At 62.7% G+C, this 26,806-nt stretch carries 21 protein-coding genes, 1 tRNA gene and 1 pseudogene; 15 read left to right on the plus strand and 8 right to left on the minus strand.

Annotated features, from left to right (window positions below; all coding sequences use genetic code 11):
- The 3 genes and pseudogenes from DU475_RS24235 to DU475_RS07110 form a co-directional block, all read left to right on the plus strand.
- Nucleotides 1-171, plus strand: a pseudogene (locus DU475_RS24235) (trehalose-phosphatase); the annotation flags it as partial.
- A gap of 142 nt (nt 172-313) precedes the next feature.
- Nucleotides 314-1,807 carry an alpha,alpha-trehalose-phosphate synthase (UDP-forming) gene (gene otsA, locus DU475_RS07105; RefSeq protein WP_164631494.1) on the plus strand — a complete coding sequence of 498 codons (1,494 nt, stop codon included), beginning with the start codon at nt 314-316 and terminating at the stop codon, nt 1,805-1,807.
- A 156-nt stretch (nt 1,808-1,963) separates the two neighbouring features.
- Nucleotides 1,964-2,053: transfer RNA gene (locus tag DU475_RS07110), tRNA-Ser, on the plus strand.
- Between the two features lie 553 nt (nt 2,054-2,606).
- On the opposite strand, the gene DU475_RS07115 is transcribed toward DU475_RS07110, so the two are convergent.
- The 5 genes from DU475_RS07115 to DU475_RS07140 form a co-directional block, all read right to left on the minus strand.
- Nucleotides 2,607-4,565, minus strand: a complete 1,959-nt coding sequence (locus tag DU475_RS07115; protein ID WP_164631496.1) for a DEAD/DEAH box helicase family protein — start codon at nt 4,563-4,565, stop codon at nt 2,607-2,609.
- A gap of 294 nt (nt 4,566-4,859) precedes the next feature.
- Entirely contained in the window at nt 4,860-7,370 is a 2,511-nt protein-coding gene (locus DU475_RS07125) for a hypothetical protein (RefSeq protein WP_164631500.1), read from the minus strand.
- 231 nt (nt 7,371-7,601) lie between these two features.
- Nucleotides 7,602-8,633, minus strand: coding sequence for a hypothetical protein (locus DU475_RS07130; protein ID WP_164631502.1), 1,032 nt, complete (start codon nt 8,631-8,633; stop codon nt 7,602-7,604).
- Nucleotides 8,633-8,998 carry a hypothetical protein gene (locus DU475_RS07135; protein ID WP_164631503.1) on the minus strand — a complete coding sequence of 122 codons (366 nt, stop codon included), beginning with the start codon at nt 8,996-8,998 and terminating at the stop codon, nt 8,633-8,635. The genes DU475_RS07130 and DU475_RS07135 overlap by 1 nt, the downstream gene beginning before the upstream one ends.
- A gap of 1,593 nt (nt 8,999-10,591) precedes the next feature.
- Complete coding sequence (locus DU475_RS07140) at nt 10,592-11,296, minus strand: recombinase family protein (protein WP_164631505.1); 705 nt, start codon at nt 11,294-11,296, stop codon at nt 10,592-10,594.
- 159 nt (nt 11,297-11,455) lie between these two features.
- Between DU475_RS07140 and DU475_RS07145 the strand changes: the two genes are divergently transcribed.
- Together DU475_RS07145 and DU475_RS07150 are read left to right on the plus strand one after the other, a co-directional pair.
- A complete protein-coding gene (locus DU475_RS07145; protein ID WP_164631507.1) occupies nt 11,456-12,100 on the plus strand; it encodes a GIY-YIG nuclease family protein in 645 nt (214 codons plus the stop codon).
- Nucleotides 12,101-12,735: 635 nt separating this feature from the next.
- On the plus strand, nt 12,736-13,233 hold the full coding sequence (locus tag DU475_RS07150; RefSeq protein ID WP_155413296.1) for a hypothetical protein: 498 nt from the start codon (nt 12,736-12,738) through the stop codon (nt 13,231-13,233).
- On the opposite strand, the gene DU475_RS07155 is transcribed toward DU475_RS07150, so the two are convergent.
- Complete coding sequence (locus DU475_RS07155) at nt 13,211-14,575, minus strand: tyrosine-type recombinase/integrase (RefSeq protein ID WP_164631509.1); 1,365 nt, start codon at nt 14,573-14,575, stop codon at nt 13,211-13,213. The genes DU475_RS07150 and DU475_RS07155 overlap by 23 nt on opposite strands.
- 299 nt (nt 14,576-14,874) lie before the next feature.
- Complete coding sequence (locus DU475_RS07160) at nt 14,875-16,257, minus strand: hypothetical protein (RefSeq protein WP_164631511.1); 1,383 nt, start codon at nt 16,255-16,257, stop codon at nt 14,875-14,877.
- A 591-nt stretch (nt 16,258-16,848) separates the two neighbouring features.
- On the opposite strand from DU475_RS07160, the gene DU475_RS07165 reads away from it, so the two are divergent.
- The 4 genes from DU475_RS07165 (at nt 16,849) to DU475_RS07180 (ending at nt 20,631) form a co-directional block, all read left to right on the plus strand.
- Complete coding sequence (locus tag DU475_RS07165) at nt 16,849-17,505, plus strand: RNA polymerase sigma factor (RefSeq protein ID WP_164631513.1); 657 nt, start codon at nt 16,849-16,851, stop codon at nt 17,503-17,505.
- Nucleotides 17,506-17,646: 141 nt separating this feature from the next.
- Nucleotides 17,647-18,462 (plus strand): flagellin, encoded by an 816-nt coding sequence (locus DU475_RS07170; protein WP_164631515.1) that lies wholly within the window; start codon nt 17,647-17,649, stop codon nt 18,460-18,462.
- A 67-nt stretch (nt 18,463-18,529) separates the two neighbouring features.
- Nucleotides 18,530-20,224 (plus strand): flagellar filament capping protein FliD, encoded by a 1,695-nt coding sequence (gene fliD, locus DU475_RS07175; protein WP_164631516.1) that lies wholly within the window; start codon nt 18,530-18,532, stop codon nt 20,222-20,224.
- Nucleotides 20,225-20,226: 2 nt separating this feature from the next.
- A complete protein-coding gene (locus DU475_RS07180; RefSeq protein WP_164631518.1) occupies nt 20,227-20,631 on the plus strand; it encodes a flagellar export chaperone FliS in 405 nt (134 codons plus the stop codon).
- 50 nt (nt 20,632-20,681) lie between these two features.
- On the opposite strand, the gene DU475_RS07185 is transcribed toward DU475_RS07180, so the two are convergent.
- A complete protein-coding gene (locus DU475_RS07185) occupies nt 20,682-21,206 on the minus strand; it encodes a hypothetical protein (RefSeq protein ID WP_164631520.1) in 525 nt (174 codons plus the stop codon).
- 87 nt (nt 21,207-21,293) lie between these two features.
- Between DU475_RS07185 and DU475_RS07190 the strand changes: the two genes are divergently transcribed.
- From DU475_RS07190 to DU475_RS07215, 6 genes are read left to right on the plus strand one after another with little or no spacing between them, the layout of a single operon-like run.
- Nucleotides 21,294-21,962 carry a flagellar hook assembly protein FlgD gene (locus DU475_RS07190; RefSeq protein WP_164631522.1) on the plus strand — a complete coding sequence of 223 codons (669 nt, stop codon included), beginning with the start codon at nt 21,294-21,296 and terminating at the stop codon, nt 21,960-21,962.
- An 18-nt stretch (nt 21,963-21,980) separates the two neighbouring features.
- Nucleotides 21,981-23,249, plus strand: coding sequence for a flagellar hook protein FlgE (flgE, locus tag DU475_RS07195; protein WP_164631523.1), 1,269 nt, complete (start codon nt 21,981-21,983; stop codon nt 23,247-23,249).
- Between the two features lie 3 nt (nt 23,250-23,252).
- On the plus strand, nt 23,253-23,537 hold the full coding sequence (locus tag DU475_RS07200; RefSeq protein WP_164631525.1) for a hypothetical protein: 285 nt from the start codon (nt 23,253-23,255) through the stop codon (nt 23,535-23,537).
- On the plus strand, nt 23,534-23,989 hold the full coding sequence (locus DU475_RS07205) for a flagellar protein FlgN (protein WP_164631527.1): 456 nt from the start codon (nt 23,534-23,536) through the stop codon (nt 23,987-23,989). Before DU475_RS07200 ends, DU475_RS07205 begins: the two co-directional genes overlap by 4 nt.
- A gap of 21 nt (nt 23,990-24,010) precedes the next feature.
- Nucleotides 24,011-25,774, plus strand: coding sequence for a flagellar hook-associated protein FlgK (flgK, locus tag DU475_RS07210; RefSeq protein WP_164631529.1), 1,764 nt, complete (start codon nt 24,011-24,013; stop codon nt 25,772-25,774).
- 11 nt (nt 25,775-25,785) lie between these two features.
- The gene (locus DU475_RS07215; RefSeq protein ID WP_164631532.1) at nt 25,786-26,697 is read left to right on the plus strand and encodes a flagellin; all 912 of its coding nucleotides are present in this window, start codon (nt 25,786-25,788) and stop codon (nt 26,695-26,697) included.
- Nucleotides 26,698-26,806 lie beyond the last annotated feature (109 nt).

Genomic DNA, 26,806 nt, shown 5'->3' on the forward strand with positions numbered 1-26,806 from the left:
ATCTTCCTCGGCGACGACGTCACCGACGAGACGGTATTTGCAATCATGCCGGATCTCGACGGGCTGGCGTTTTCGGTGGGGCGGCACAGCGAACTCACCGCCGGCCACTTCGACGAGCCGCGTGATGTTCGCAACTGGCTTGCCGGGCTGCTTGCGCCACCGCTTAGTTGAGTACGGTTCCGGACGAAAAACCCAACGAAACGCCTTGTTCCCGGAAAAGTTCCGAAGTTGCCATGGAACGATCACGATGAATGGATGTTAATCTCCGCAGCGTCGAACAGACGCACCAGGCAATGGGGAGTCGGAGGGAGACGTGAACCTGATCGTGGTTTCGAACCGAGTTGCCCGGGCGTCGGGGAACGAGCCGATGACGGGCGGATTGGCGGCAGCGCTGCTGCCGGTGGTGGAAAAATCCGGGGCGATATGGGTCGGGTCGAGCGGCCGGGTTCGTGACGGTGTCCATCGCGAACCATTTGCCGAGATCGAGCCGCTCGGCGTCGGCGCGCTCGCGATGCTCGATCTGCCTGCCGCACATTACGGCGGTTACTACGAGGGCTTCGCCAACTCCGCCTTGTGGCCTGCGCTGCATTCCCGCCCGGATCTGATCCGGGTCTCGCACGACGATTATCGCTCCTATCGCGAAGTCAACGCGTTCATGGCGCGGGCGCTGCTGCGCTTTCGCAAGCCGGACGCAGCCTTCTGGATCCAGGACTATCACTTTCTGGCGCTCGGCGCCGAGCTTCGCCGGCTCGGCGTCGATCATCCCCTCGGGTTCTTCCTGCATACGCCATGGCCGTCACGCGCCACCATCGGCTGCGTACCGCATCACCGCGAACTGATCGAGGCGATGCTGGCCTACGACCTGATCGGATTCCAGACCGAAGAGGATCGTGGCAATTTCCTCGGCTACGTCGCCTCCGAACTCGGCCTGAAGGTCGCCGATGGGGTGGTCTCGACCGCGCGCGGGGCGACCCGCTGCGAGGTGTTCGCGATCAGTATCGACGCCGGCGCATTCGCCCAGCAGGCCCAGAAGGCGATGACCCATCCGGAAGTGTCGCGCCTGCGCAAGAGTCTCAATGGTGAGAAGCTGGTGATCGGCGTCGATCGGCTCGACTATTCGAAGGGACTGATCAATCGGGTCAAGGCGTTCGACAAGATGCTGTCGGACCGGCCTGCATTGCTGCGGACGGTGTCGCTGCTGCAGATCGCGACGCCGTCGCGCGGGACCATCGAGGCTTACGGCAATCTGCAGGGCGATCTCGCCAAGCTGGTCAGCGACGTCAACGGCCGGCTCGGCGAGGTCGACTGGACCCCGATCCGCTATCTCAACAAGGGCTATCGCCAGAGCGTGCTGGCCGGGCTGTACCGGTCGGCGCAGGTCGGGCTGGTCACGCCGCTGCAGGACGGCATGAATCTGGTGGCGAAGGAATACGTCGCGGCGCAGAATCCGGTCGACCCGGGCGTACTGGTGCTGTCGAAGTTCGCCGGCGCCGCCAACGAGCTGGACACCGCCCTGCAGGTCAATCCGCACGACATCGACGGCATGTCGCGGGTGATCGCCGCCGCGCTTGCGATGCCGCTGACCGAGCGGCGGCTGCGCTGGGAGGCGATGATGGCCAGGCTGCGCGACAACAGCATCCAGCGCTGGTTCGGCGATTTCGTCGCGGCGCTGGAGCGGGCTCATGCCGGCAATCGCAGCGTCGGTCCGGTCCAGCTTGCCCCTCCGGCGCAGCCATCGACCATCATGCTGGCCGGCGGCTGGTCGCGCCGGTCACCCCGGGCTGCAGGCGGCGCGGTGCTTCAGTAAGGCGCCGGACTTCGGACGGCCGGGCTGCCGATCGGCCGTCGGCGGCCGGTCAGGCCCGGCGGTCGCCCGCCAGAAGCCGAATCCGGGAGGAATTTCCCCAGCGGGCGGCGCAATCGCTTGCCAAATCCGCTCGACGCGGTCATGAGAGGGCTACCCGGAGAGGTGGCCGAGTGGTTGAAGGCGCACGCCTGGAACGCGTGTGTGCGGGAAACCGTACCGTGGGTTCGAATCCCACTCTCTCCGCCAGTCATCCAAGAAGTCCGATAGTGCAACATTATCAAGGACTTCGCGATGAGCCCAAAATCCAAAACCACACCCGCCAACCACACCCATAGCCGGCGTCAGCTTGCGGCCCTCGCGACGCTGCTAGGGCTGATGCAGACCGCTTCGAAGCTCAGTGCCGAACTGGATGCGCTGGCGGATCAGGTCGGCGGCTCCCTGGAGCAGATAGCCGAAACGGCTGGCGTGCCTTTCTGCGAGGTGCACCAAGCCTACGCGGGTCTTCCTCAAACGCGCCGGAAGCCGAGAGCGGCTGTGAAAGCTCCGGGCGCTCCGAAGGCCCCCAGGGCCCGAAGAAAGGCATAGGGTCGCCCCAAAGCGGCCAAGGACCACCAGGGCCTCGTGGGCTTTCCACGGGGCCTTTTTCTTTGTCTCGCCGTACTTCGATCGATGTAACCCAATAAACACACCTGGAACGAGACGCCGCACGCACTTCGGTTTGAGAAAACAACCGATCGGCACCCATCAAGGGCAGTCCGACCGGTCGAAGTCTTTAGGTGTGGTGCGCCTCTTAGGCCGCTTAATGCTTCACGAGGTAGCTCTTTGCCCCTCTGCCGCGCCCCTCGGTCTGGTAGGTCACGCCAAGCTCGGCGAGGCGGCTCGCAAGTCCGCTATCAGGGCAATTCAGGTCCTCTCTGATCTTCTTAAGGGCGCTGGGGATGCCGATGTCACTGAGCACCTTTCGCAAGGACCAAGTCCCAGGGCCGCGCATCTCCATGTGCAGAGCCAAGGCTTCAGCGTTGGAGCCTTTACGCGGCCTCCGCACCTTCGGTCCATCCATCTGGAAATCCCAATCAGCGACCTTCAGGTCTGGAAGGTCTGCTTGGATGTTCTTCAGCACCTCATCGCCATCTATGTCCTTCGGCAAGACAATGAACACGTCTGCCGGCGGACAGTTGCCGTGCTCATCGGTGACGCGGCGGAGCCGAATGCGGCCGATTGCCTGGATGATCGAGACTGAAAGCTGGCGCTGCCTCATCGCGCGATGGACGTTGCGGTGTGCCTTCCATTTAGGGTCGGCAAGCCACTCGTCGCCCTTGAAGCCCTGGAAGGCGAAGAACGTGTTGGTGGACCACACTTGATCCCGGTACGGCATACCAAAGATCACGGCTGTATCGCAGTCCTGCCATTCGTTGCTTCCGTCCACTGCCCCCCAATGCCCAAATGAGAAGGGGCCGGGTTGACCGTTGGCGTTCTTCGGCAAGAAGCTCGCAGCGGGCGAACGGTTACCCTTGTGAAGACAGAGGAACACTGAGCGATCAGGGCCTAACTTTTGCTCCAGGTCCGCAAGCAAACGCGGAAAGCGCTTGCTGAAGTTGGCAATCATCGAACGCTTGCCCAGGCTGGGCGCTCTCGCCACGTGCAGGGTCACGTTGCGGTAGCTTCGGACCCGGCTAGGTGTCTGAATGCGTTGTGCGCGGCGTTCAAACAGGTCCCACAGAAGGTCAGAACGGGCGGTAGCATCAAGCACCACCGGTCCAGGAGCATCTAAGGGCACAGCCAAAGCGGCAGAGTGAAGCGCGTGCTCTCCTCCCGTCTTGGCGTAGTAGGTCCATTGGTCGTACAGGGCTTGGGAGCCGTCCAAGGTCTTTTCGACGCATTGTCGAATACGCTTGCGAGCGTCACCGTCCTCAGCTTTGGCGCCAAGGCGATCAAACTCCACTTGTCGGAGAGCAACTTTCAGAGGGCCAAAGTCAACCAGAGGAGCGTCGCCGTGGTTGATCCCCTCCGCCCATAGGCCACGGGAGAACCCGTCCTCGGCACTGGCGTGCTGAGAATGATTGTCCAAGTTCATCTTCAGCACGTGTAAGGCCCACTGCTCTGTGGGGAACTCCCGCTCCATCTCAGGTGTGATGTACCTCAGCACTTCAGCCAGATCGGATGATGTAACCTTGGAGCTAGTCACGACGTTCGCCAGTGCCTCATCAACAATGGTCAGAAGGCGCTCTCCACCTCTCCAGGTCATGAAGCTGTCCCACCGGCTACCACGAGCAGACGATGCGTTGAGGTAAGCTTGGTGCGGGATGACGATGGTGTCGTGAGAGAACAGCACGTCCGGCGACTTTGGATCGGACGAATGGTGCGCTATGGCGACGGCACCGCCAGCATAGCTATTGATGGCCTTGGCGATCTTCTCAGCATCTTCAATGAGCCGCGTGACGATAACGGAGCCTACAGGGCTTTGAAGCCCCTTAGAGGCTCTATTGCGCTTTGCCTGCATCGCGGCAAAAACGCAGGCACCAGTCGTCTTGCCTGAGCCTGTTGCCGGCTGGAGAATGCGCCAAGGCGCTTGAACACCATTCACAGCATCATCAATGGCACTGTTGAATGTCTCTGCCATGATCGTCCAAAGCTGCTCTAGCGGTTGAGATGAGCAAAGGCCGTAGTCAGCAGTCCAGAGTTCCTTCATCCGTTTGGTGAACTCTTGCGGTGGCACGAGGGCATAGCCGTGCTCGTGCAGACCGATAGTGGTTTGCATTAAGAAACCTTGTCTTTGTTGGTGAAGATGCCGCGATAGGTCCAAGCCGCTCTGAGGGCGGCGACCACGGCGAAGAAAGCACCCCTTTAAGTCCCTAAAAGAATACTTAGGAGGTTTTCGGGGTGCATTAATGGTCAAAGCGTAGGAGGCATGAAGCCGCCCGAATGCTCCTGAGGAGCCCTGCCGGCCTGCTAGGCTGCGCCAACGCCATCAACGACATTTGCTTTGATGATGGTTGGTGCCCCCCCGGAACGGCTGTTAAGCCATCCCTCCGATGTCGAGACAGAGCCTGTCCTAGCCCTTCCCAGCCTTCTTAGGCTTGGTCCACAGCCCCTTAATCGCCTCGTCTGAGAGGTGCTTCATGATCGTTCCCGCGTGCTGGGGAAACTCGCCCAGCATGTGCGACCGGACTTGGCGAACCACCTCAGGGCTGTCAGAGCCCCAAAGAGCCGATAGGTACTTGTGGAACGCTCCGCGCTCAGAGACGTTCGCTAGGCTGTTGCTGATCTGGTTATAGATCGCTTCCTCACCGGCCAACCGCCGCGTGGTGCCAGCCTTGAAGCCCTCAGCGTGCCGAATGGCTTTGCCTCCAGCGACAGCCTCGGCATAGATCGCCTCTGCCGCGTCCTTCGGTTCCTTGAATACGTGAGGACTTTCCGGAAGCACGAATGGTGCGTCCGCCTGAGGAGCTTCCGCGCTTGGTTGCGTCGGTGCTTCGGTGCTATCGGCTTCAGGGACCGCCCGGAGCTTCTTCAGGGCGTTGGCTGCGCTGATCAGTTCGCTGGCTCGCTTACCCATCGCAGGGTTGCGAACCTCTCCGAGACCTCCCACGCTGTCGATCAACGGACTGACAGCCGCCTCAGCCTCAGCCTGATTGCTGCCCAGGCCCTTCTGGCGAAGGTCAGCCATCTGCTGGAGCCCCTTGGCGAGCTTCTGAGTAGCCTTGAACACATCCTCCATCTTCACCTGTGGGGTGTCCTGAGGTGCGCTCGCTTCCTCGTACTGCTGCCTCATTTGGTCCGCCCATTGACGGTCCTTCACGACCTGCTTTCCGGCCTTGATGGCATCTTGCAGGGTCGTGTCAGGCGGCTCAGGGGCCGGAGGTTTGGCTTGCTCTGCGAGCTTTCGGAGGAGAGGCAGGGCTTCCTTCGCGGTCTGCTGTTGCTTGTCCTTTTGGAGCTTCGCGACGATCTTCGCGATACCTGGCTCTACGATGTCCGGCTTGAACTTCTGCGGAGGTTCGGGGATTGGTCCCCAGGGCTGAGGCGTCGTCAGGCTGTTCTGCGGGACCACCTTCGGTCCTGTAGGGCTCTGGTTGAGAGGCTGAGCCCCCCGGATCGCTGTGGTGGCGTCACCGAACTTCTCAGCGAAGGTCTTGGCCGGCGAGGCGAGACCCAACGCCCTATCGACGGCTTTGAGGCCCTTGTAAGCCGCAAGCGCGCTCGCAAGCCCTCCCATGGCCTCCGGAACGTGAGAGGTGATCATGCCAAGATCGACGTTACCCGCCACGGCACCAGCAACGGCACCGAGCTTGGTGGCATCTCTCACGAGAGGCCAAGCGGCTTTCCTGACGATTTGGTGCCCACCTCCGGAGAACCTTCCTTCGGCTTCATTGAAGGTTCCGTACTTCGTCAGCTTCTGAAGGGCCGACGCCTGCCTGACGAGGTCCGACAGTTGAGGGTTGCCCTCAGCATCCACCGCCTTCAGGTCACGCTCGGAGATGGCGCCGCCGCTCTTGGCGCGCTCAATGGCGCTCACAGCCTCGTGGGAGGCGTTGCGGACGGTCGAGGCTACATCGCCTAGCTCGCGCCGCACGTCGCCCATGGCAGCCGCAGTGGCCTCATAGCCTGCCTTAGGATCGACCAGCTTGTCGGTGCCTCCAGCGGCCTCAAGCACACGGTTAGCGGCTCGGGTCGTGGCCTCGCTGGAAGACTGATCTCGCATCCGGGAAGCGGTGATGGTCTCCTTCACGCCCTTGGGGGCGGCAAAGATGCTTCCGCCGACACCGCCCAGGACGCCAGCACCAAGGATCGTTTGCGTGTCGAAGGGGACTTCCGTGCCCCGGTTCGCCATGCCCTGAGAGACCGCATCCTGGGCCGCGCTGGTGGCGCCTTCCACAACCCCAGCCTTGGCGACGTTTCCGGCCGCCTGCGCTGCGCCAGTAATGCCCGTCCCAGCAACCTTGCCTGGATTGACGATGACGTTGGTGCCGATCTTGTTGAGGGCGGATTGCACCAGCGTTGACTGCAAGCCGCTGAGCTTGTCGTCAGCAGTCGGCTCTGCGTTGGCATCGCCTGTACGGGCGGACGCGCGGCGCTGTGCCTCGTTGCCAGCCGTCCGAGAGCCGAAGGTGGCAAGGCCGGTCAGGTACTGTCCGACAGGACCGAGGCGGCGCGATGCGACACCGCCGACGACGTCCAGGGCGAGGCCGGGAGCCTGCTCCAGTGCCGCGCGAGGAAGGGACGACCAGTCGAGACCCAGGGTGTGGTTCGCCGCCCCGTCGTCCGGGTGCATGAACTGCTGAGTGGCAGACTTGTAGTTCGGGTTTGCCTTCGCGGCATCCTTGCTCAGGATGGCATCGCCAGCGTCCTTGCTGACGTATTCCCGAACAGTCTTGCCAACGCCCGAAACAAGGTCGGACACACCCTGACCGAGCGCTCCAGAGATGGACGTGTCTTTTTTCTGGCTGTTCGTCTTGACGTTCTGCGCGTACCACTGTTGCGCGCCAGTGATAGCAGTAGTCTCATCGGGCGCATCAATGTCGATCTCGTGACCGTCAGGAGCTTGGATCGTGTAAACGGGCATTTAGCCTCATTGGTTGTTGGTCGATTGCCGGACCAAAGCAGGAGGTTCGGATAGCCATCAGCAGGGCCACGCCTCTGAGGGCGTCAGGAGTCCCAGGAAGCGCGCGGCACCCCACGGGCAGGCAAAGGAGCGCAAGACCGCTTACGCTCTCCTGAGCCCTCCCAGCGCCTTCTAGGACTCGCCTAGCGGCTAAACCTCGGTGCTGGTCCATCAATAGGGTTAGTCGTTACCCTACTTAAACATGGGATAGGGGTGGCCTCCTGCCCCGTTCCCTAGGCCGGTCATCATTTCAACGGATGAGGCTGGGTTGGTGAACAGCTTGAAGATGGAGCTACCCGCACCAAGCGCGGAAGCAATAGTGCTCCAGGTGCTAGGCGTCGAAGTCGTCTTCCCCTGGCTCTCACCGCCCCAGTTGCCGCTGCCCACAACGTTCCAGAAGTTGGCAAGGTTGTTCGCCGCAGCGTTGTTGCCGTACTCGGTCTTGGCCCTCTCGTTGTCGATCGCCAATTGCAGTGCGGATTGGAGACCGCTGCCGCCTGCCGTCGCGAGTTGGAACAGATTGCCGAGCTGAGACACGCCGCTGTTGAGAGCGTTGGTGCCAGCGCTGAGGGCTCCGGTGCCGGCGCCGGCCGCTCCAGTGAGCGCACCAAGCCTGCTGGCGTTGTCCGCCTGTCGGCCGTTCTCGGCGAGCGAGAGACCCTGATTGAACAGGTTGCCCCGGATCGTCGCGCTGGTGTCAGCGGTCTTGTCGGCGAGGCCGCGAGCCAGCACGCCTTCAGCGAGGGCGCTCTTACTGCTCATCGTGTTGCCACTGAGCGCGCTGGAGCGCGCCAACTGCGGCATGGCCTGCTCGGTCACCTGTCGCGTCGCGTCGCGCATCGCGGACTGCACCATGCCGTCAACGGCAGGGTTGTTCGCGTAGGCGGTCGCGGCTGCAAGGTTGCTGTCGGTGCCTCCAGAGGGCGAATAGCCAGTGAGGCCGCTCAGGGCCGAGGTAAGGGCACCAGAGCCCGCGTTAGCCGCCGTGGTGCCAGCATTGGTGGCGGTCGTGGCGCTGGACGTGTCGCTGCCAGCCCCGATCATCTGTCGGAACGTCGCAAGCTGCTCCGGGGTCATTTGAGCGACTTGCTCGCCGGAGTAGGTGTTGCCGTTGGCCTTAGCGAGGTTCGTCTGTGCCTGATCCCAGGCTTGCTTCAGATAGGGCTGCTGTGCCTGCCACGGAGCCGTGGTGCTGGAGGTCTCCTGAGTTGACGATGTGGACACTAAGCGGCGCTCCGGCCGGTCAGGGGCCTACTGCGGAAGAGACGGCGAACCTTGTCGTCGGTGCACGGTAGATCGGCGAAGGGCTCAAAGCCGAACAGCGCCGCGAACTCCTCCCATTCTGTGTCATTCGTGCTCGGCTCGATGCAGTACAGCGGCGCATCGGGAAATGAAATGCGAAGGGCGAACAGCCGTTGCACCAGCGTCGCTATGGCACCGAGACCTAGCGCACGCTCGTTGTGAAGGGCGACCAGGAGGTGGCATCCGCCATCCTCGGTCACGTGTTCCTCCAGCGTCAGGGCGTATTCGGCATGGTTGGACAGGAGATGGAGAGCGCGAAGGGTGGGCGTGTGGTTTGCAGTGATCATGCGGCCTTTCGGGGCGTGGTGTTGGTGCTGGTGTTGTGGGTGATGGTCGGCCAATTGGCGTCGATCGGGGAGCCTTCGGCATCCGCAGGTAGCTGGTGCCTTCAGCGGGAACGTGAAGCCGCTCTGACGCTACTCGGATGGCTCGTAAGTACGCGGCCTCATCAGGCCCCGCGCGCCCCTGAAGGCTCTGGAAGCCCTTAGCAAGCTCGGTGATGTCGGCTGCGCCCCATCCGTTGCCTATGGCACGGCCAAGGGTGACACGCTCCGGGAAGCTCCCGCAGATGGAGCGCAGATAGCGATACTCGGCACGAAGGCCGGGATGATGAATGGTCATTTGGCTGGTTGTTGCTGGTGTGTTGGCACAGGCGCGTCCAGGCACGCTAAGGCCTCCGGCGGCGCGAAAGGTCTCGTGCTGGAAGCGCGCACTAGGACGGCCGAGAGCCGCTTCCCTGTACAGGGGGACGAGTATCCGGCTAGGCGGCTGAAGATGCTGGCTAACGGCCTGCTTAAGCGGTCTGGAGGGTCGTGGCGGCTTGCGCTCCGGATGGCCTGCCTGGAGGGCACCAAGGCCGCTTCCCTGTACAGGAGGACGCTCATTCGCGTAACCCTCTGTCAGGCCAAGCCCAATGCAGGACAGTGATGCGTAAGAAACAGCATAAGACGTGCCCGCGATGCGGACGTGAGGCACCACTGACCATGGAACTCCCGGACGTGAAGGAGGGAAGCAACTGGCTAGTTTATCAGTGTTCATGTGGGCACGCCGAAGGCGGTTCGCCGATCCTACCCCTCGCGTGGAAGATTGATCTGGCAGCTAAGGCCCTCGCAACCGATCATAGTCGATCGACGGGGCTACATGGAGGCTGAAGCAGCATCTAGGCCGCCTTCCGTGTGTAGGTGGCCCCGCTTTCGCGTAACCCACTGCCGAAGCGAACCTATTGGGTGATTTAGGCGTCCTGATCGGGATGTTGAGGAGAGTTCATAGGTGGACTGACGCGCAGTTAGCTTGTTTCGCGCGCGCATGGGGGACCCGCCGCCGATCGCCAATTGGCAGAGGGACCCTTGAGCATCTGCGCGACCCGGAGGGACCCGTCGTCAGAATTTGCCAGCCCGGAGGGACCCTATTCGCCCCGAGCACGGACCGGGGGACCCACGGACTTTCACACACCGATTTCATCTAACAACAACGGCGGGTTTAAGCCCGGTTTTTGAAATCCATTTTGGGGGAGTTTTGCCAAATCCAGAGGCGCGGAGGGACCCTAAAGGCCGTTGCGGCTCCGCCGTCCGGAGAAGGCAGGCAGGTCACCCAGGCGCTCAGCCGCCAGCGCAGGCGCTCGGTGACCGATCAACCCCGATTGGAAATCGGTCGATCGCTTCCGGACATTAGCCAAACCAGACAGCTGCACCGAGAGCGGCAAGGCTTCCGAGGCATAGCGTCCGGTCCTGGACCAAAGCGGACACGATGAGAGCCACTGCGGTGATTGGGATGAGCACGCGCGTTCTCGCAGTGTGGTGCGAAGTCTTCGCGATGGTTCTGAAGCAGCATCTAGGCCGCTTCCCTGTACAGGAGGACGCTCATTCGCGTAACCCACTGATCTAAGCAGCTTTAGGGAGCCTTTTCAGCATCCGCTGCACCGCTGTTGGGTGCCACTGACCACCACGCGGAGCGTTGATGCCCTGCCGGTTGAGTTCGTCGGTGATGGCGCGGACGGTCGAGATGCCTGAGCGGCGGAAGTCCTCAATGATGCCGTTGAGGTCCGTTGCGCGCTGCTGCGCCTTCTGTTTGATCCGTGCCACCGCCTCGGCATTGCCCGTCTGCTTGCCTCGGAGGGCTCGTGCGCCGTTCGGGTTGCCCAGCTTCGCACCCCGCGCCTTAGCGGCTGCAAGGGCCTTTTTGGTTCTCTCTCCAATCAGGCCCGCTTCTAGCTCAGCCACAGCGGCCATCTGAGTAAGAAGGAACTTTCCCATTGGGCCGGGCGGCACGCTGGGCAGGTCACAGAAGATTAATTCGACATCACTCGCTACCAGAGACCGCAGAAGGTCCACGTTTCTGGTGAGGCGATCGAGCTTGGCGAAGACCAGCTTGGCGCCAATAGCCTTGGCGTGCGAGAGCGCGGCGGCGAGCTTGGGCCGATCCGACTTCCGGCCGCTCTCGGTCTCGACATACTCAGCCACCAGCGTCCACCGACCACCGTTGAGGTAGCTGGAGACGGCCTCGCGCTGCGCTTCGATCCCAAGGCCGCTTCGACCCTGCTTATCCGTCGAGACGCGCAGATAGGAGACGAACTTTCCTGAGGCCATGACCAAAATTCCCTGCACCACAAATCGATCTAACGGACGTTAGGTCAATTTGAGCACAAGCAGAACGTGCGTTTTGGAATCGCAGGGATTCCGTTTTGCATGGCTACAGCAACGGACCATCCTATTTGCCGATCGAATCAGGTCGGGGGGGTTCTCTTGATGGGTTATCAGCCGGTGCAGAGCACGGAGCCGGACTTCTTTGAGGCGCTGGTTGATGATCTCTCGGGCATATGGGACCTGGAGGGCCTGCCAGAGTGGATACCGTGCACAGACAGCTATCTCCTTCGTGGTCTACCGACGACGGCTGAGCGTGTGAAATGGCTGCGAAAGGCCAAGGCTGAGATCGTTCGTCGTCGAATACAGGAGCGAGTGGATGAGATAGCGGAAGCGTACGAAAACGAAGATGCCGTCATGGTGGATGTGCTGGTGGGTGCCTTCCCCAAAGACCTGGAGCTTCATAAGAGCTTAAGTGCCGCGCAACGGCAGATGTGGAATGACAAGGCGGCGCTTGCCGCTAGGGGACGAAGCGGAGAGTTGTCGGCCCGGGAGCCGCTAGTCTATTTCATCGCCTGTGGAGACGATCTGATAAAGATTGGACACACAACCGATCTAGCAAGCCGCCTGCGGGCGCTCCGGACTGGAACGCCGAAAGCGCTTCGCGTTCTTTGCCTCATCCCTGGATCGCGCGATTTAGAACAAGCATTGCATCGCAAATTCGCATCGCATCGTGTTGGAAGAGAATGGTTCTCCCCATGCACTGCTATCACTGACTTCATTTCGAAAAGTCAGGCCGAAGATATATGACGCGGGCCGCCGAGGAGCCTTACGCCGTTGCAAAGGGCTACGTGCAGTCAGCCTATGCTATGATGAGCAACCCCTGTCGGTTGCAGACGGTCGATGACACTAGCCTGTTCATGGGCTTCCACATGCTGTGCGGCTTCGCTGTGGAGCTCTACTTGAAAGCTTACCTTCTGCATAAGGGGCACAGCGAGGGCTCACTCAGAGGCCGTAACGTAAGGCATGACCTCATCAAGCTCCATGCGATGTGCGTATCGGAGGGGCTGTATTGCAGTGGCGCGGACATGCTGGTCGGTCTTTTGGCGAAGCACCACAGAGATTTTAGCTTTCGCTACATGCAACGCGAGGCGATATATCATGCTGCCGATTTGTGCTCGGTCTTCTCTGCTTTTTCTCACCTAGACCGGGCAGTTGACAGCGCCATAGGAGCTAGTGCGTCGCGAGGGGGACGCTCATCCGGTCGCTGGGATTTTCCGATGGATGGCTATTGGCGTCTCCCGGGAGCGCCTGTGCCCGGATCGTAAATAGAGTACGTAGGATGTTTCGGCGATAGGAGGAATACACTTGCAGTCAAACGGAAAGAGTAAGCATTAGGCAAGCGACTAGAGTTGTGACAGCCTTAGTGCTTTCTGGGGGCTGTGATGGCTGATGATTTGGTTGAATTGCTGACACCCACGCTCATGGTGACGCAGGTTTTGGATGATTTACCTCTCTCGATAGCGCGCTTCTCCTTCGGTTTGAGAGGCGTCTTCGAAAAGGAGGGGTTTCATTCGTTTCACGCTCGCCTGCATCACATTCGGCACCGCTTTGGGCAGCGAACGCAAGCATATGGTCGCGACAAGTTCGTCACGCCAATTCATAATGATACATTGACAGGTGAGCATTGTGCTTGGTTCCTATCGCAGGAGCGGCCGTTAATTGTCGACGGGGCACTCAATCTCGTGCCGCAGAGTGTCCAAATCACCCGTGGCTCTCGGGTTATTGTAGCCACCGTGGTTCACCTAGTGCGGCCTCAAACTTTGGGATTTCTCCCGCGAGCGATCCAAATACTCCACCTTGAAGCGCCGTCTGATCCAGAGGTCCCGTTTGTGCGGCTGGCAGGTGCCTATCGCTACGTCAATGAGGGGCAGTCACCATAGCGCCGATGGCCTTCATAACCTCCGGTCCATAGTCAACCCGATTGATAACCTTCCGCAAATCCACTCGCTGCCCGGTCGAATAGACACCATAGGTGATGTCGCCGCTGCGGTCGTGACCGATGAGCAGCTTCACGGTGCTCTCCGGGACTTCCAGGCCCTCCATCAAGTCAGTGAATGTCTTGCGAAGGGCGTGGAAGTCCTCAAAGCGCTCTTTGACACCTACTTCCTTGCGGAAGCGGCCATACGCCTTGCTGACGTTCCAGGAGCGCTTGCGGTCAGGACCACCCGGCGCCAGTCCCTCAAATAGATAATCCTGCGCCGGCCCTTGCAGGCGTCGTTCAATGATCGGCACGGCGAGAGGATGAAGCGGGACCTTGCGAGATGCCGCCTCGGTCTTGCCTTCCCGAATGAAGAACCAATAGCCGTCGTCCAGCTTCTCTATGTCGGCCTTCTTCAGAGAGCAGAGTTCGTCCAAGCGCGCGCCATGGAGCAGGGCTAGCCGCGTCAGGTCTGCTAAGATGGTCGAATAGCGTGGTGTGCGGTGCCGTCCTTTGAGGAGCTTAAGCACCTTCTCATTGCTCAGCCCCTTTCGAGATGCGGCCTTTCTGATCCCGCGCGGCTTCCGGCCGACGCCGTGGCCTCTCCAGGGATTGTCATGATCCGATGCGGCTGTGAGCCCTCTGCTCGCCAGCCACGTCCATAGGGAGGCGAGGGAGGATAGGTGCCGCTGGATTGTCTTGGCCGACAGCTTTTCGTCTCGCAGGACTTGGACGTAGTCGCCCGCCTTTCGGCGGTCAGTGCCTGGGATCGACATGAAATCCCCGGCCCAGGCGAGATACCGCTTTATGGCTGCCAAATGCTGCGCCTTGGTCTGCTCAGTGCCGTTGCAGATGGTCAACCACGTTGGGTAGTGGTCCCGCATCAACGTGGCGTCGCCCGTCGCGAGGCTTCGAAACAGCCGCTCAGCTTCAGGACCTTGGGCTTCCAGCAGAGCTTGCGCTTCGTGATTGACAACCTCCAGCAGTTCTTCGGCCGCTGTGCTCTCCTGGTCATGGAAGGCGAGGTATTCATTGCCGACAGAGGAAAATGCCTCCCGGAAGGCTATGGCGCTTTCGATCGCTGCGGCGAGGGGGTCTGTGCGGCCTTGCTCTACAAGCTTGATCCGCCTTTTGAACTCGGCAACGTGCTGGTGCTTCAGCCTGTTGGCCTCTGTAAGGCTCTCGGTGCCAAGGGACTTGATGAAGCGTGGCTTCCCCTGGAGCGCTGCGCGGAGCGGCTTAGGTATCTCGACAACCACCCTCCAGGTGTTGCCCTTCTTCTGAAGATACTTCGTGTCCGCCATCAAACCACACCCGAAAACCACACCTTGCTATCCTCGAAAGGCGTGATAAACAAGGCATTGTTGGTCTTCTGATGTTTGTGGGTGAGGTTCCCACTCTCTCCGCCAGACCTGACCGAAATGTCGCGGTCGGTATTTCGGTGCGTTCCAAGAACAGCAAAATCGACGCGAAACGGCTTCACCGAAGTCGCTGCACCGAACCTCGGGTCGATCTCATCGCCGAGCTTTGTTCTTGATCGACCTATGGCAAGCCGCCCGGCCGCAATGCCGGCAATGGAAACGGTGCCGGACGCGCGGCCGCCTCAGCGCTGGAGAGGACGGCGGATGAATGGGCCGAGCCCATATTGGCTCCACCTGGCCTGGGCGCTAATCGCTGCGCTGAAGAGACCGGCGACTGAGCCGCGTGCCGAAACGTCGAGCGAACAGGCGGCGCGGGTTCGCTCTGCAAGGCGGACGAAGGTGTCCGAGGGAAAGTATCCATCCGTCGCCGCCGGCACCACCCAGCCCTCGTCGTAGCTCGCCATCAACTGACTCATCTCGGCAGTTTCTTCGCACAACACCAATTCCAACTGTGCGAACCCGCCCGAGTCGGCGGCGAATGCCGACGCGAGCGACTGGAGCGCGGCACAGGCGCTGCCCTGTGGCGCGTCGCGGTGCGCGGAAATCACCACGATGACTGGCTGCCGGCGCGGCTCAGGGCTCTTCATGATCAGTGCGGGCTCCGGCGCCCGCGGCCGGCCGAACCGGTGAGCGATCCGCGGATAGCGCCCCGCGCAGATCACGGTATCGTCGAAGACAGGCGGCACTCTGAGCGTAGCGGCACGTATCGTCGGATCGGCTTCGCAGTAGCTTTGCGGCAGCGATGCCGTCTCCAGCGGGGTCTGCGCGGTGGTCAGGATCCAGGCCTGATCGAACACGAAGCTCTCGGGAAGATCGGGACAGGCAAGACTCAGCTTGCGCCATACCTGCAGCAGAGCGTGCGTCGCCTCGGTCGGGCGAAACACCATCACCCGTGGGTCCACGACGCCGTTCGCGCGCCGATGAAACGCCAAGTCGCAATCGAGCGCCTGCGCCAGAACCGGGTATCGCTTCACCGAGACGTCTGGCGCCAACCACAGCAGCGGCAGATCCCGCTCGTCGAGCTGGTCGATAATGAAATCGATCTTCCAGGTGCCGTAACCGACCTCTGCGCGCGGCAGCTCGGCGACCATTCCCGTCAGCCCGAACAGGTCGATTTCCGACCGCAGCCGCGCCAGCGTGTCATCGGGTTGCGTCCCGGCCAGGCAGCAGGACGCCAGCACGATGCCATCGGGTCGGTAGATGCCGGTCTGCGGTGCGAGCGATCTGCGACCGCCCCACCAGAATTGATGCGGCGAGGCGGCTCCGTCGGTCCCGATCACGCCGTGCGCTTTGAGCCTCGCCTTGAGCGGGTCGAATGCAGGGCTGGCGCCCGTGGGAATAACGACGACCGACGTCTCGTCCAGTGAGTCGACCAGCGTTTCGGCGCGAAGCGCGTCGATCGGCTCCGGCACGATCACCAGTGTGCCCGGCGCCACGGTCGTGGTGGCCTTGTCCCAAAAGACCGTCCCGGTGCAGCGCTCCGCGAGCTGCCGGAGGCGCGCACGCTGTGCTTCACCCAGACGAGGCATCGCGGAGTAGGAAGGCAACTCATTCACAAGGATCATCGCCGAGTCTTTCAGACTATGTCGACAATGGTACGGCCGAACGCTCGATTTCGGGCGGCGATGTTGTGGAGCGAGCCATCGTTCGACGACGATCACTTCGATTCGTTGCTGGGTTTGTCTGTCGTATTTCTGGTCGTTACCACGTCTGCGCTGAACGCAACCCGCGCTCACTGCGTCACGACATAATGCATGACTGATCCTTTCTCTTAACTATCGATCGGTGCATCTGCGATAGCGTCGACGACGTCGAATCGGAAAGTAGTCCCGAGTGCCGCGCGAGACAGTGATCGCAACGATGAGAACGATCTGGAGCGACCGGTCCGGTCGCAGACGCGGACGGTGGATGACGTTCGATGGATTTCAGTGGTGGTTCCGTCACCGCTCGTTCGTCGTCGCCACGGTCGACGTTTCAGGTTACGCCAACGCTCCTGCGCGGCACCTTGGAGTCGGCAAATATTGCCGCCGACCCGGCAAAATATTCCGCCTAAGTCATTGGTCAATCGATGAAATTCGTCCGCCTGGTTTCGCCCGCGAGCCCGTTTCAATCTTCGACGCCGTCATAAGCTCGGCACAACGGGTCGGGAGATAGGAATGGCCTATGCGCTCGATATCAGCATTCCGGTCGAGGTCGCACAGCAGATGACCTCGCCTGCGATCGACATGCCGATCACCGGCGCGCGCCCGCGCGACGAAGACGACGAACTGCTCGATAGGCTCGCGAACGACGACGAGGGCGCGTTTCGCCGTCTCGTCGAGCGCCACATCGATCGAGCTTTCAGCGTTGCGCTGCGGATCCTGGGCAATCGTGACGATGCCGAGGACGTCGTGCAGGACACCATGCTGAAGGTCTGGACGCGGCGCGGACAGTGGGAGTACGGCCGCGCCAAATTTTCCACCTGGCTTTATCGCGTCGTTACCAATCGCTGCATCGACCTGCATCGCCAGCCGCGCACCGACAATGTCGACGCCGTGCCCGAGCCTGCGGACACCCAGCCCGACGCGGTCTCGGCGATCCAGCGCGACGAAGTCACGATCCTGCTGGAGCGCGCGATGCAGCAACTCCCCGAGCAGCAGCGCATCGCGGTGATCCTGTCGTACCACGAGAACATGAGCAATCGCGAGATCGCCGACGTGATGGAGACCACGGTGTCCGCAGTGGAGTCGCTGCTCAAGCGCGGCCGACAGCAACTACGCGATCTGCTGCGCCGGAACGAGCGCGACATCCGGCACATCTTCACCGATTACTAACCATACGCCGTCTGCCGTCATCGCCGTCCGCCTGATCGGCGGGTGTCCGTCCGTTGTACGCAGCGGACGAGGGGCGCCCCGCGTCCGGGATTGTCCCCGACAGGCGGCAGGCGCCGCCGCATCATTCGAAGGAACGAGCAGATGCCCGTCATCTCCACCAATACAGCCGCCAACACCGCGGTGCGTTTCCTCAACGTCAACTCCGCACAGGAGTCGAGCTCGCTGGCAAAGCTGTCGAGCGGGTCGCGGATCAACAAGGCGTCCGACGACGCCGCAGGCCTCGCGATCTCGACCCGAATCTCTTCCGACATCACCACGCTGCAGCAGGCCGCCACCAACGCCTCGCAGGCCACCTCGATCCTGCAGACGGCCGACGGCGGCGCCTCCAACATCAGCGACATCCTGGCGCGCATGAAATCGCTGGCGACCCAGGCGTCGTCCGGCAACGTCACCGATGACAGCCGCGGCTACATCCAGTCGGAATTCTCGCAGTTGATCTCGCAGATCGACAGCATCGCCAGCGGCACCCGTTACAGCGGCACCAGTCTGCTCAACGGTGACTTCACCACCACCTCGATCATGGTCGGCACCTCGACCACGGACACCATCTCGGTGTCGCTCAGCGACCTCACTTCTACGACGCTCGGCGTCAACGCGCTGAGCGTGGCTACCCAGGCCGGCGCCACCACGGCGCTGACCGCGCTCGACGCCGCGATCGACACCGTGTCCTCGGCGCGGGCCTCGATCGGTGCGCTGGAGTCGCGCTTCAATTTTTCGTCGGACTCGATCTCGACCCAATCGGAGAACCTCGAGGCCGCCAATTCGGCGATCGCCGACGTCGACATCGCCTCCGAGCAGGCCAAGCTGGCTTCGGCCGAAGTCAAGGTCCAGGCCGCGGTCGCCGCCGAATCCGCAGCCAACCAGATGCCCCAGTATCTGCTCAAGCTGCTCAACTGATCGCAGCTCCACGACCGAAAGCGGACCGCCCGGTGCGGTCCGCTTCACTCCAGCGGAGCATCATCGCATGACATCCGTCAGCAGCAGCACCAGCAGCGCCGCTTCGATCGCCAACTCCGCCACCATCACCACCACCGGGACCCGCAACTCGACCAGCATCAATTGGGACACGCTGATCGAAGCCGCTGTCGGCGCCAAAACCGCGCGGGCGGACAGCATCGAAACCAAGATCACCGCCAACGAGGCCAAGGTCACGGCCTATCAGGAGCTCCAGGGTCTCCTGGACACGCTGGCGACCAACACCAAGAGTCTCGCCAGCTCGATCATCAATTCGCTGTCCGGCAGCGCGTTCGCCGCGCGCGCCGCCACCATCAGCACGACCGGCGACGTTTCCGCCAGCTCGGTGTTGTCGATGTCGATCGACGACGGTGCGGTGACCGGCGATCACACGCTGACCATCACTCAGGTCGCGACCGCCCACAAGGTGCTCGGCGGCAGCGTCGCCGACAAGACAGAAGCTCTCGGCTACAACGGCGTATTCTCGATCGGCGTCGAAGGCGGAGACAGCGTCGACATCAGCGTCACCGAGGGCATGTCGCTGACCGACATCGCCAGCGCGATCAACGCCCAAAGTGCGACCACCAACGTCCAGGCCTCGGTGATCAAAGTGTCGAGCACGAGTTACGAGTTGCTGCTTTCGGCCTCGGTCGACAACGCGGCGATCGAGATCAGCTCCGTCTCCGGCTCCGACGTCATGGCCGGGCTCGGCATCACCGACGATTCGGGCGAGTTCACCAACGAGGTGCAGCAGCCGCAGCCGGCGATCATCACCCTCGACGGCATCACGATCAGCCGCGACAGCAACGATATCGACGACGTGCTGGATGGCGTCACTTTCAATCTGTTGCAGGCGACCCCGAGCGGATCGTCGATCGGTTTCGATATCGAGCCGGACGCCGACACCATCGTCGCAGCCGTCGAGCAATTCGTCACTGACTACAATGCCGTGCGCGAATTCATCGTCGGACAACAGGCGACCAGTAGCGACGGCACCGCCAGCGACGAAGCCGTGCTATTCGGCGACAGCACACTGCGCGATCTGATGACGCAGATCTCGGCGGCGCTGAACACCACGGTCGGCGGGCTGTCCCTGGCCGATCTCGGCCTGACGTTCGACAGCAGCAACGAATTGTCGCTGGACAGTTCGACGCTGACCTCGACGCTGTCGAGCAACCTCGACGGCGTGATCGCGCTCCTGAGCACGCGGTTGACACCGTCATCCAGCAGCCTGAGCGTGATCAACACCAATGTCTCGCCGCCCTCCTCGTTCACGCTGGACATCGAGGTCGACAGCAGCGGGGCAGTGAGCTCGGTCTCGGTCAACGGCGACAGCAGCCTGTTCACCATCAGCGGCAAATCGATCATCGGCGCCGCCGGCACCGACTACGCCGGCATTGCGTTCACCTTCCGGGGCACCAGCTCGGAGTCGATCACGGTGACCGCCTCGACCGGCATCGCGGCGATGCTGACCTCGATCGCCAGCAACGCCTCGAACAGTACATCGGGGAGCCTTCAGACGCTGATCAGCGATCTGCAGAGCCAGAATGACACGCTGCAGGAGCGTGCCGATACCATCAATTCGGCTGCCGCCACCTTCGAAGAGAACCTCCGGCTCCGTTACGCAAAGTATCAGGCGGCGATCGAGTCCGCGAATTCGACGTTGGACTACCTCAAAGCCCTCCTCAACGCCAGCAGCGACTGATCATGGCCTACCCGAACACACAACTCGCCACCCAGCTCTACCAGCGCGCCGCAGTGACGGTTCCGCCGCTGCAGGCCGTAATTATGCTGATCGACGGGACGATTCTGTCGCTGCGCCGGTCCGTGCTCGCCGCGGAACACAAGCGCTTCGAGGAAGGCCACGCGCACCTGATGCGGGCGGTCACGATCCTGCGCGGGCTCAGCCATCACCTCGACCTGAGCCGCGGCTCCGCGGTGGGCGACCGGCTGTTCACGGCCTATCACGCGCTGATCATGGCCAGCCTGACGTCCTACGGCCGGCCCGACGCCAAGGCTCGCTACGATCGGATCATCACCGGCCTCACCGAGCTTCGCGATGCGTGGCGTGCGGTGGCGGCCGGCCCCGACCGTGCGTCGCCGCAGCGCTGACCCCGTGGAGGTACGGACTTTCTTCGCGACCCGGCTTGCTTAAGATTCCGTCAATCGCGATCTGCTAAATCTCTGCACATTGGTGACCCGAACCGGTCACAAATCCTCCCCAGAATGGGATGCAGATGATGGACGCTGCGGATTTCCAGAATCTGCTCGATCGACTTGGCGATGATCTGTCGCGCTGGCCCGACCAGCAGCGTCACGACGCCGAATTGCTGCTGCGCGACTCCGAACCCGCCCGCGCCGCGCTCGCCGATGCGCAGCGGCTGCGACGCCTGCTGAGCCCCTCGCCGGTCGCCGCGCCCGACGGTCTGGTCGACCGCATCATGGATCGCGTTCGCCGCGAACGCAGCGATTCGTCCGCAACCCCGAATACGCTGTCGCCGCGCCGCACCGATCGGGATCCGGGCTGAGCGGTTCCGACACTTTCCCAAAGCAACGTTTCTGAACAGATCGCCGCCGCGCTGCCGTGAGGCATCGCGCGAGGCGCCGTGCGTGCAGCGCCGGATGTCGCCGCTCGCAATTTCCCGGCGGCCGGCGCGCAGAAAACCTGCCTGATCGCGCGCGCCCATCCGTTTCAATCTCGAACGGGTTCTCCATTCACGACATCAACCGATTGCCGATCCGGCACAGCGTGCCGGTGCGCGCCGGAGCTTGCCATGAGCGTCGCTGCCACAACCTCGTCCGCCTACGCGAGCACGAGCGCCACCACGACATTGTCATCGACCGCCTCGTCGACGCTGACCTCCAATGACTTCCTCACTCTGCTTGTGACCCAGCTACAGAATCAGAATCCGCTGGAGCCGACCGATACCAACGATTTCGTCTCGCAACTCACATCGTATGCCAATTTCGAACAACAACAGGCCCTTAACAGCAACCTCAGCTCGCTCACGGCATCGTTGAACAGCCTGCTGACGCTGAATTCGTCGAACTACATCGGCCAGACGGTCGCCGCCAAGGCGGACTCGGGGACGCTGGAGAACGGCTCGATCACCTTCGGCTACTCGCTGAATTCGGCGGCGTCCAGCGTCAAGCTCCAGATCTCGGACTCCTCCGGCAACGTCGTCTGGTCCGGCGACGGCACCACTGCGGCCGGTAGTAACAGCTTCACCTGGGACGGCACCACGACGTCCGGCACGCAGCTCGCGGACGGAGGTGCGTATTCGCTGGCGGTGACCGCCACCGATTCATCCGGCAACTCGGTCTACGGCTACACCACCGTGACCGGCACCGTTACCGGGATCGACAGCTCGTCCGGCACCGCGATGCTGAAGATCGGCAACACCTCCGTCGCCGTCTCCAGCGTCATCGGCGTCACCTCGTAATCAGTTCGGAGCCTCGAGATGAGTCTGACCGGAGCCCTGTCGTCCGCAATCTCCGCGCTCAACGCGCAGAGCCAGTCGCTGGCGATGATCAGCGACAACATCGCCAATTCCCAGACCGTCGGCTACAAGACGACCTCGGCGTCGTTCAGCCAGTTGGTCACCGCCGCGTCCGGCGCCAGCACCTACTCGTCCGGCGGCGTCACGGTGTTGGCCAGGTCCAACATCACCACGCAGGGGCTGCTCACCACCACCACCAGTTCGACCGATATCGGCATTTCCGGAAACGGTTTCTTTCCGGTGACGACGGCGGTCACGGGCGGCACCACGCTGTACACCCGCGGTGGCTCGTTCACGCTCGACAACAGCGGCTATCTGGTCAACGCCTCCGGCGCTTATCTGCTTGGCTGGCGCACCGACGCCGACGGCAACGTGGTGGGCGGCGCCAGCGCCGACACGATGGTGCCGATCGACACCAGTGTCGCAGCCACCAGCGGCAGCGCCACCACGACGACCACCGTCGCCGCCAACCTTCCGGCCGACGCCGCGGTCAACGACACCTTCACCACGTCGATGTCGCTGTACGATTCGCTCGGCACGGCGAATTCGATGCAGATCACCTGGACCAAGACGGCGGAGAACAGCTGGACGGCTACCTTCGCCAATCCCACCCTCGCCTCGAACACCGCGACCGCGACCGGAACGGTGTCGGGATCAATCGCCATCAGCTTCAACAGCGACGGCTCCTTGGCGAGCACCAACCCGAGCCCGGCGACGATCAGCGTGACCGGCTGGACCAACGGCGCGGCCGACAGCGTCATCACCATGGATCTCGGCACTGCTGGTGGCACCGACGGTCTCACTCAGTACTCGTCCGGTGCAACCACCCCGGCCGTCGACCTCACCAGCATCGAATCCGACGGCATGGCTTACGGCAAGCTGTCGAGTATCGCGATCGGCGACGACGGTACGGTCAGTGCAACCTACTCCAACGGCAAGACCACCACGATCTACAAGGTGCCGGTCGCCACCTTCGCTGCGGCTGACCAGCTCGAGGCCAAGGACAACGGCATGTACGCTGCGACTCTGGCGTCGGGGACCGCCGTGGTTCAGCTTTCCGGGACCAACGGCGCCGGCAGCATCGAGGGCGGCGTGCTGGAAGCGTCGACGTCCGACACCAACACCGAATTCAGCAGCATGATCTCGGCGCAGCAGGCGTATTCGGCAGCGTCGCAGGTGATCTCGGCGGTGAACGAGATGTACGACACCCTGATCTCGGCCATAAGGTAAGGCATGTTCGCGCGCGAAGACGACGATCGGTTGCTGCGACGATTGCGGCGTGCCACCACCGCAGCAGCAGCGATGACGCGCGATGACGACCAGCGCCTGCTTCTGGCGCTGGAAAGCGAGATCGGCGGGCTCCGCGCCGCCATCGTCGCGCGCCGCGATCATGTGCTGGCCGAGATCAACGGCGCCCGCGCCCGATCCGGCGCCGTCACCGCCTATGCGCGCTGCGCCGCACTGACGCCGCGCCACGCTCCACAAGCAAACGGCAAGACAAGTGAGGACGTGACATGACGCCGGATCAAGTGCGGCCGACCAGCGACGCCGAGAGCGCGCAACGGATCGAGGAACTGATCGAGCTGATCGATGCCCTGATCGACGTGATCGCCGCCGAGAACACCGCCCTCGCGATCGGCCTGCCGGCGTCGCAGTCGCGCCACACCGAGGTGAAAACCCGGCTCGCCGATTATTTCGAGCTGTGGGTGGGCGAAGTCTCGGCGCGGCGTCTCCGGCTTCCGGCGAACAATGCGGCACTGCAGGCGAAGTTCACGGCGCGGATCGAATGCCTGCGGCAATCGATGGACGAGAACTTGATCCGGCTGCGTGCCGCGATCGAGGCCAGCCAGCACCGCATCGAGATGGTGATGTCCGCGATCCGCGAGCAGATGGCCGGGACGTCGCCCTACGGAGCCGGCGGCCGCGTCGTCCAGCGCAGCGCCTCCAGCGGCACCAACATCCGGGCCTGACGCCCCGACGGTGAGGTCGACGTGTCGCTCAATATCGCAAGCAGCATTGCACTCGGCAGCCTGATGACGACGCAGGTGCAGATCAGCGTCACCTCGTCTAACATCTCCAACGCGTCGACCACGGGCTACACCGTCAAGACCGCGAACCAGTCCGCCACCGTCACTGGCGGCGTCGGCACCGGCACCACGATCACCGGGATCACCAGCACCGTCGACAAGCTGCTCTTGAAGTCGCTGGTCCAGGCGACGTCGGCACTCGGATCGGCGACCACCACCAACAGCTATCTCGACCAGTTGCAGGCGCTGTACGGCACCAGTGGCGACAGCTCCAATACCTCGCTGGCCGACACGCTGACGACGCTGGAGCAGGCGCTGTCGTCGCTGAGCAGCGATCCGAGCAGTTCGTCGCTGAAGGCCAACGTGATCAGCGCGCTGGACACGCTCGCCACCCGGCTTCGCGACACGTCGAGCGGTATTCAGGATTTGCGCAGCGACGCCGACCAATCGATCGACGCTGCGGTCGACGTCGTCAACGAGCAGCTCAATCTGATCGCCGGCCTCAACGCCCAGATCAGGCTCGCCGCCGCGTCCGGACAGGCCACCGGCGACCTCGAAGACCAGCGCAACACCGCGGTGCAAGAGATCGCCAGCCGGATGAACGTCAGTTACTTCATTTCGTCGAGCGGCGACATGCAGATCTACACCGGGTCCGGTCGGGCGCTGCTCGACAGCACGGTGCACGAATTGACGTACACGCCGGCCGCGACGGTGACGTCGTCCACCACTTACAGCGCATCGTCGACGGGCGGTTTCTCCGGCATCACCGTCGACGGCGTCGATGTCACCGGCCAGATCTCGTCCGGATCGATCGGCGCACTGATCGTGCTGCGCGATACGACACTGCCGGCGGCCCAGGCGCAGCTCGATCAGCTCGCCACCGAGCTGGCCGACAGCCTGAACGCGGTTTCTAATCTCGGCTCCGCGCTGCCGCCGAAATCGACGCTGACCGGCACCACGGCGGTCACGGCGTCGGATGCGCTGAACGGCACCGGGACGGTGCGCATCGCGGTGACCGATCAGAAGGGGGCGCTGGTCAGCTACGGCGACCTCGATCTCGCGAACTATGCGACGGTCGGCGATCTGGTCAATGCGGTCAACGGCATCTCCGGCCTGTCGGCGTCGATCGACTCGTCCGGTCACGTTGTGATCGTGGCCTCCAGCTCCAGCAACGGCATCGCGATCGCCAATATGACCGGATCGGTCGGCGACGACAGCCTCGGCCTGTCCGACTACCTCGGCCTCAACGACGTCGTGACCGCAACCAGCGCCGCGGACTTCAAGGTCGCGGCGGGACTTCTCGCCGACTCCTCTAAACTGCCGACCTCGTCGATGTCGTCGGCCTCCAGCCTGACGGCGGGGAGCACCGTGTTGAGTGCCGGCTCGTCGACCGTCACCGACGCGCTGTATTCGGCGCTCACGGGGACCACCAGCTTCGCGGCGGTTGGCGGGCTCGGAGCCAGCGACAGCTCGTTCGCCGACTACGCCGCAGAAATCATCGCCCACGTCGCCACCATCGCCAGCGCTGCGGAGGACGCCTACACCGCCAAGCAGACCGCGCAGTCGACGCTGTCGAGCGCGCTGTCGTCGCAGAGCGGCGTCAACGTCGACGAGGAGACCGCCAAGCTCAGCAATCTGCAGAACCAGTATGCGGCGGCCGCGCAACTGATCCAGGCGATCAACGAGATGTTCGACGCGCTGCTCTCCGCGGTGCAGAGCGCGGGCTGAGGGAGACCGCCATGACGATGCGTGTCGCCACCTTCGCGGCCAGTCAGCAAATGATCGCCGCTGCGCTCAAGGGCCAGGCGACGATGACCACGATGCAGATGCAGGAGGCGTCGGGCGTCGTTTCCACCGATTTCGGCGGCTACGGCTCGGGGGCCAAGCAGATCGTCAACCTGCAGGTCTCGGTCGCCCGCGCCCAGACCTACATCGACACCGCGACCCAGGCCGGCAGCAAGATCGAGGTGATGTATGCGTCGGTGAATTCGATCGCCGACCTGCTGTCGAGCTTCCGCAGCACGTTGACCGCGGCGAGCAACACCGCCAGCACGGATTCATCCAGCGTGATCCAGTCCGCACAGGACGCGCTGAATCAAATGGCCGCGCTGCTGAACAGCAAATACGGCGCCCAATATCTGTTCGGCGGCGCCCGCACCGATACCGCCCCGGTCGACGTGTCCAGCGCCACCTACCCGGCCGCGACGACGCCGTCCAGCGCCGATACCTCGTACTACCGGGGCGACGACGAACGGGCGTCGGCGCGGGTATCGGACACCCAGATGGTGACCTACGGCGTCACCGCGGACGATCCGGCGTTCGAGCAGGCGATGCGGGCGATGAACCTGATCGCCAACGCTTCGTCGCTGTCGTCCGACACGCTGGAGGAGGCGCTCGATCTGGTCACCAGCGCCACCGATGCGATCGGCATCGTGCAAAGCCGGATCTCCAATTCGGCGGCATCGATCGAGCGCGCCAGCACGGTCCAATCCGACTATCAAGCGTTCGCACAATCGCTGGCCACCGACCTGACCAGCGTCGACGTCGCGGCGGTGACCGCCGCGCTGTCGACCTATCAGGCGCAACTGACGGCGTCATATTCCGCGATTGCCACCGTGCAAGGCCTGAATCTCGCGAATTACCTGAGATAGAACGTCGGGTGTTGATACCGAGGTTGGCCGAGCGCCCCCTGAAACGAGCGGCGATGTCGACAAATCCGGAGTCGGGGGAAAGCTGCGCGGCTGGATCTGTCGCCGCGCG

Source organism: Rhodopseudomonas sp. WA056 (assembly GCF_010906995.1).
In the GTDB taxonomy this organism is placed as follows: Bacteria; Pseudomonadota; Alphaproteobacteria; order Rhizobiales; family Xanthobacteraceae; genus Rhodopseudomonas; species Rhodopseudomonas palustris_G.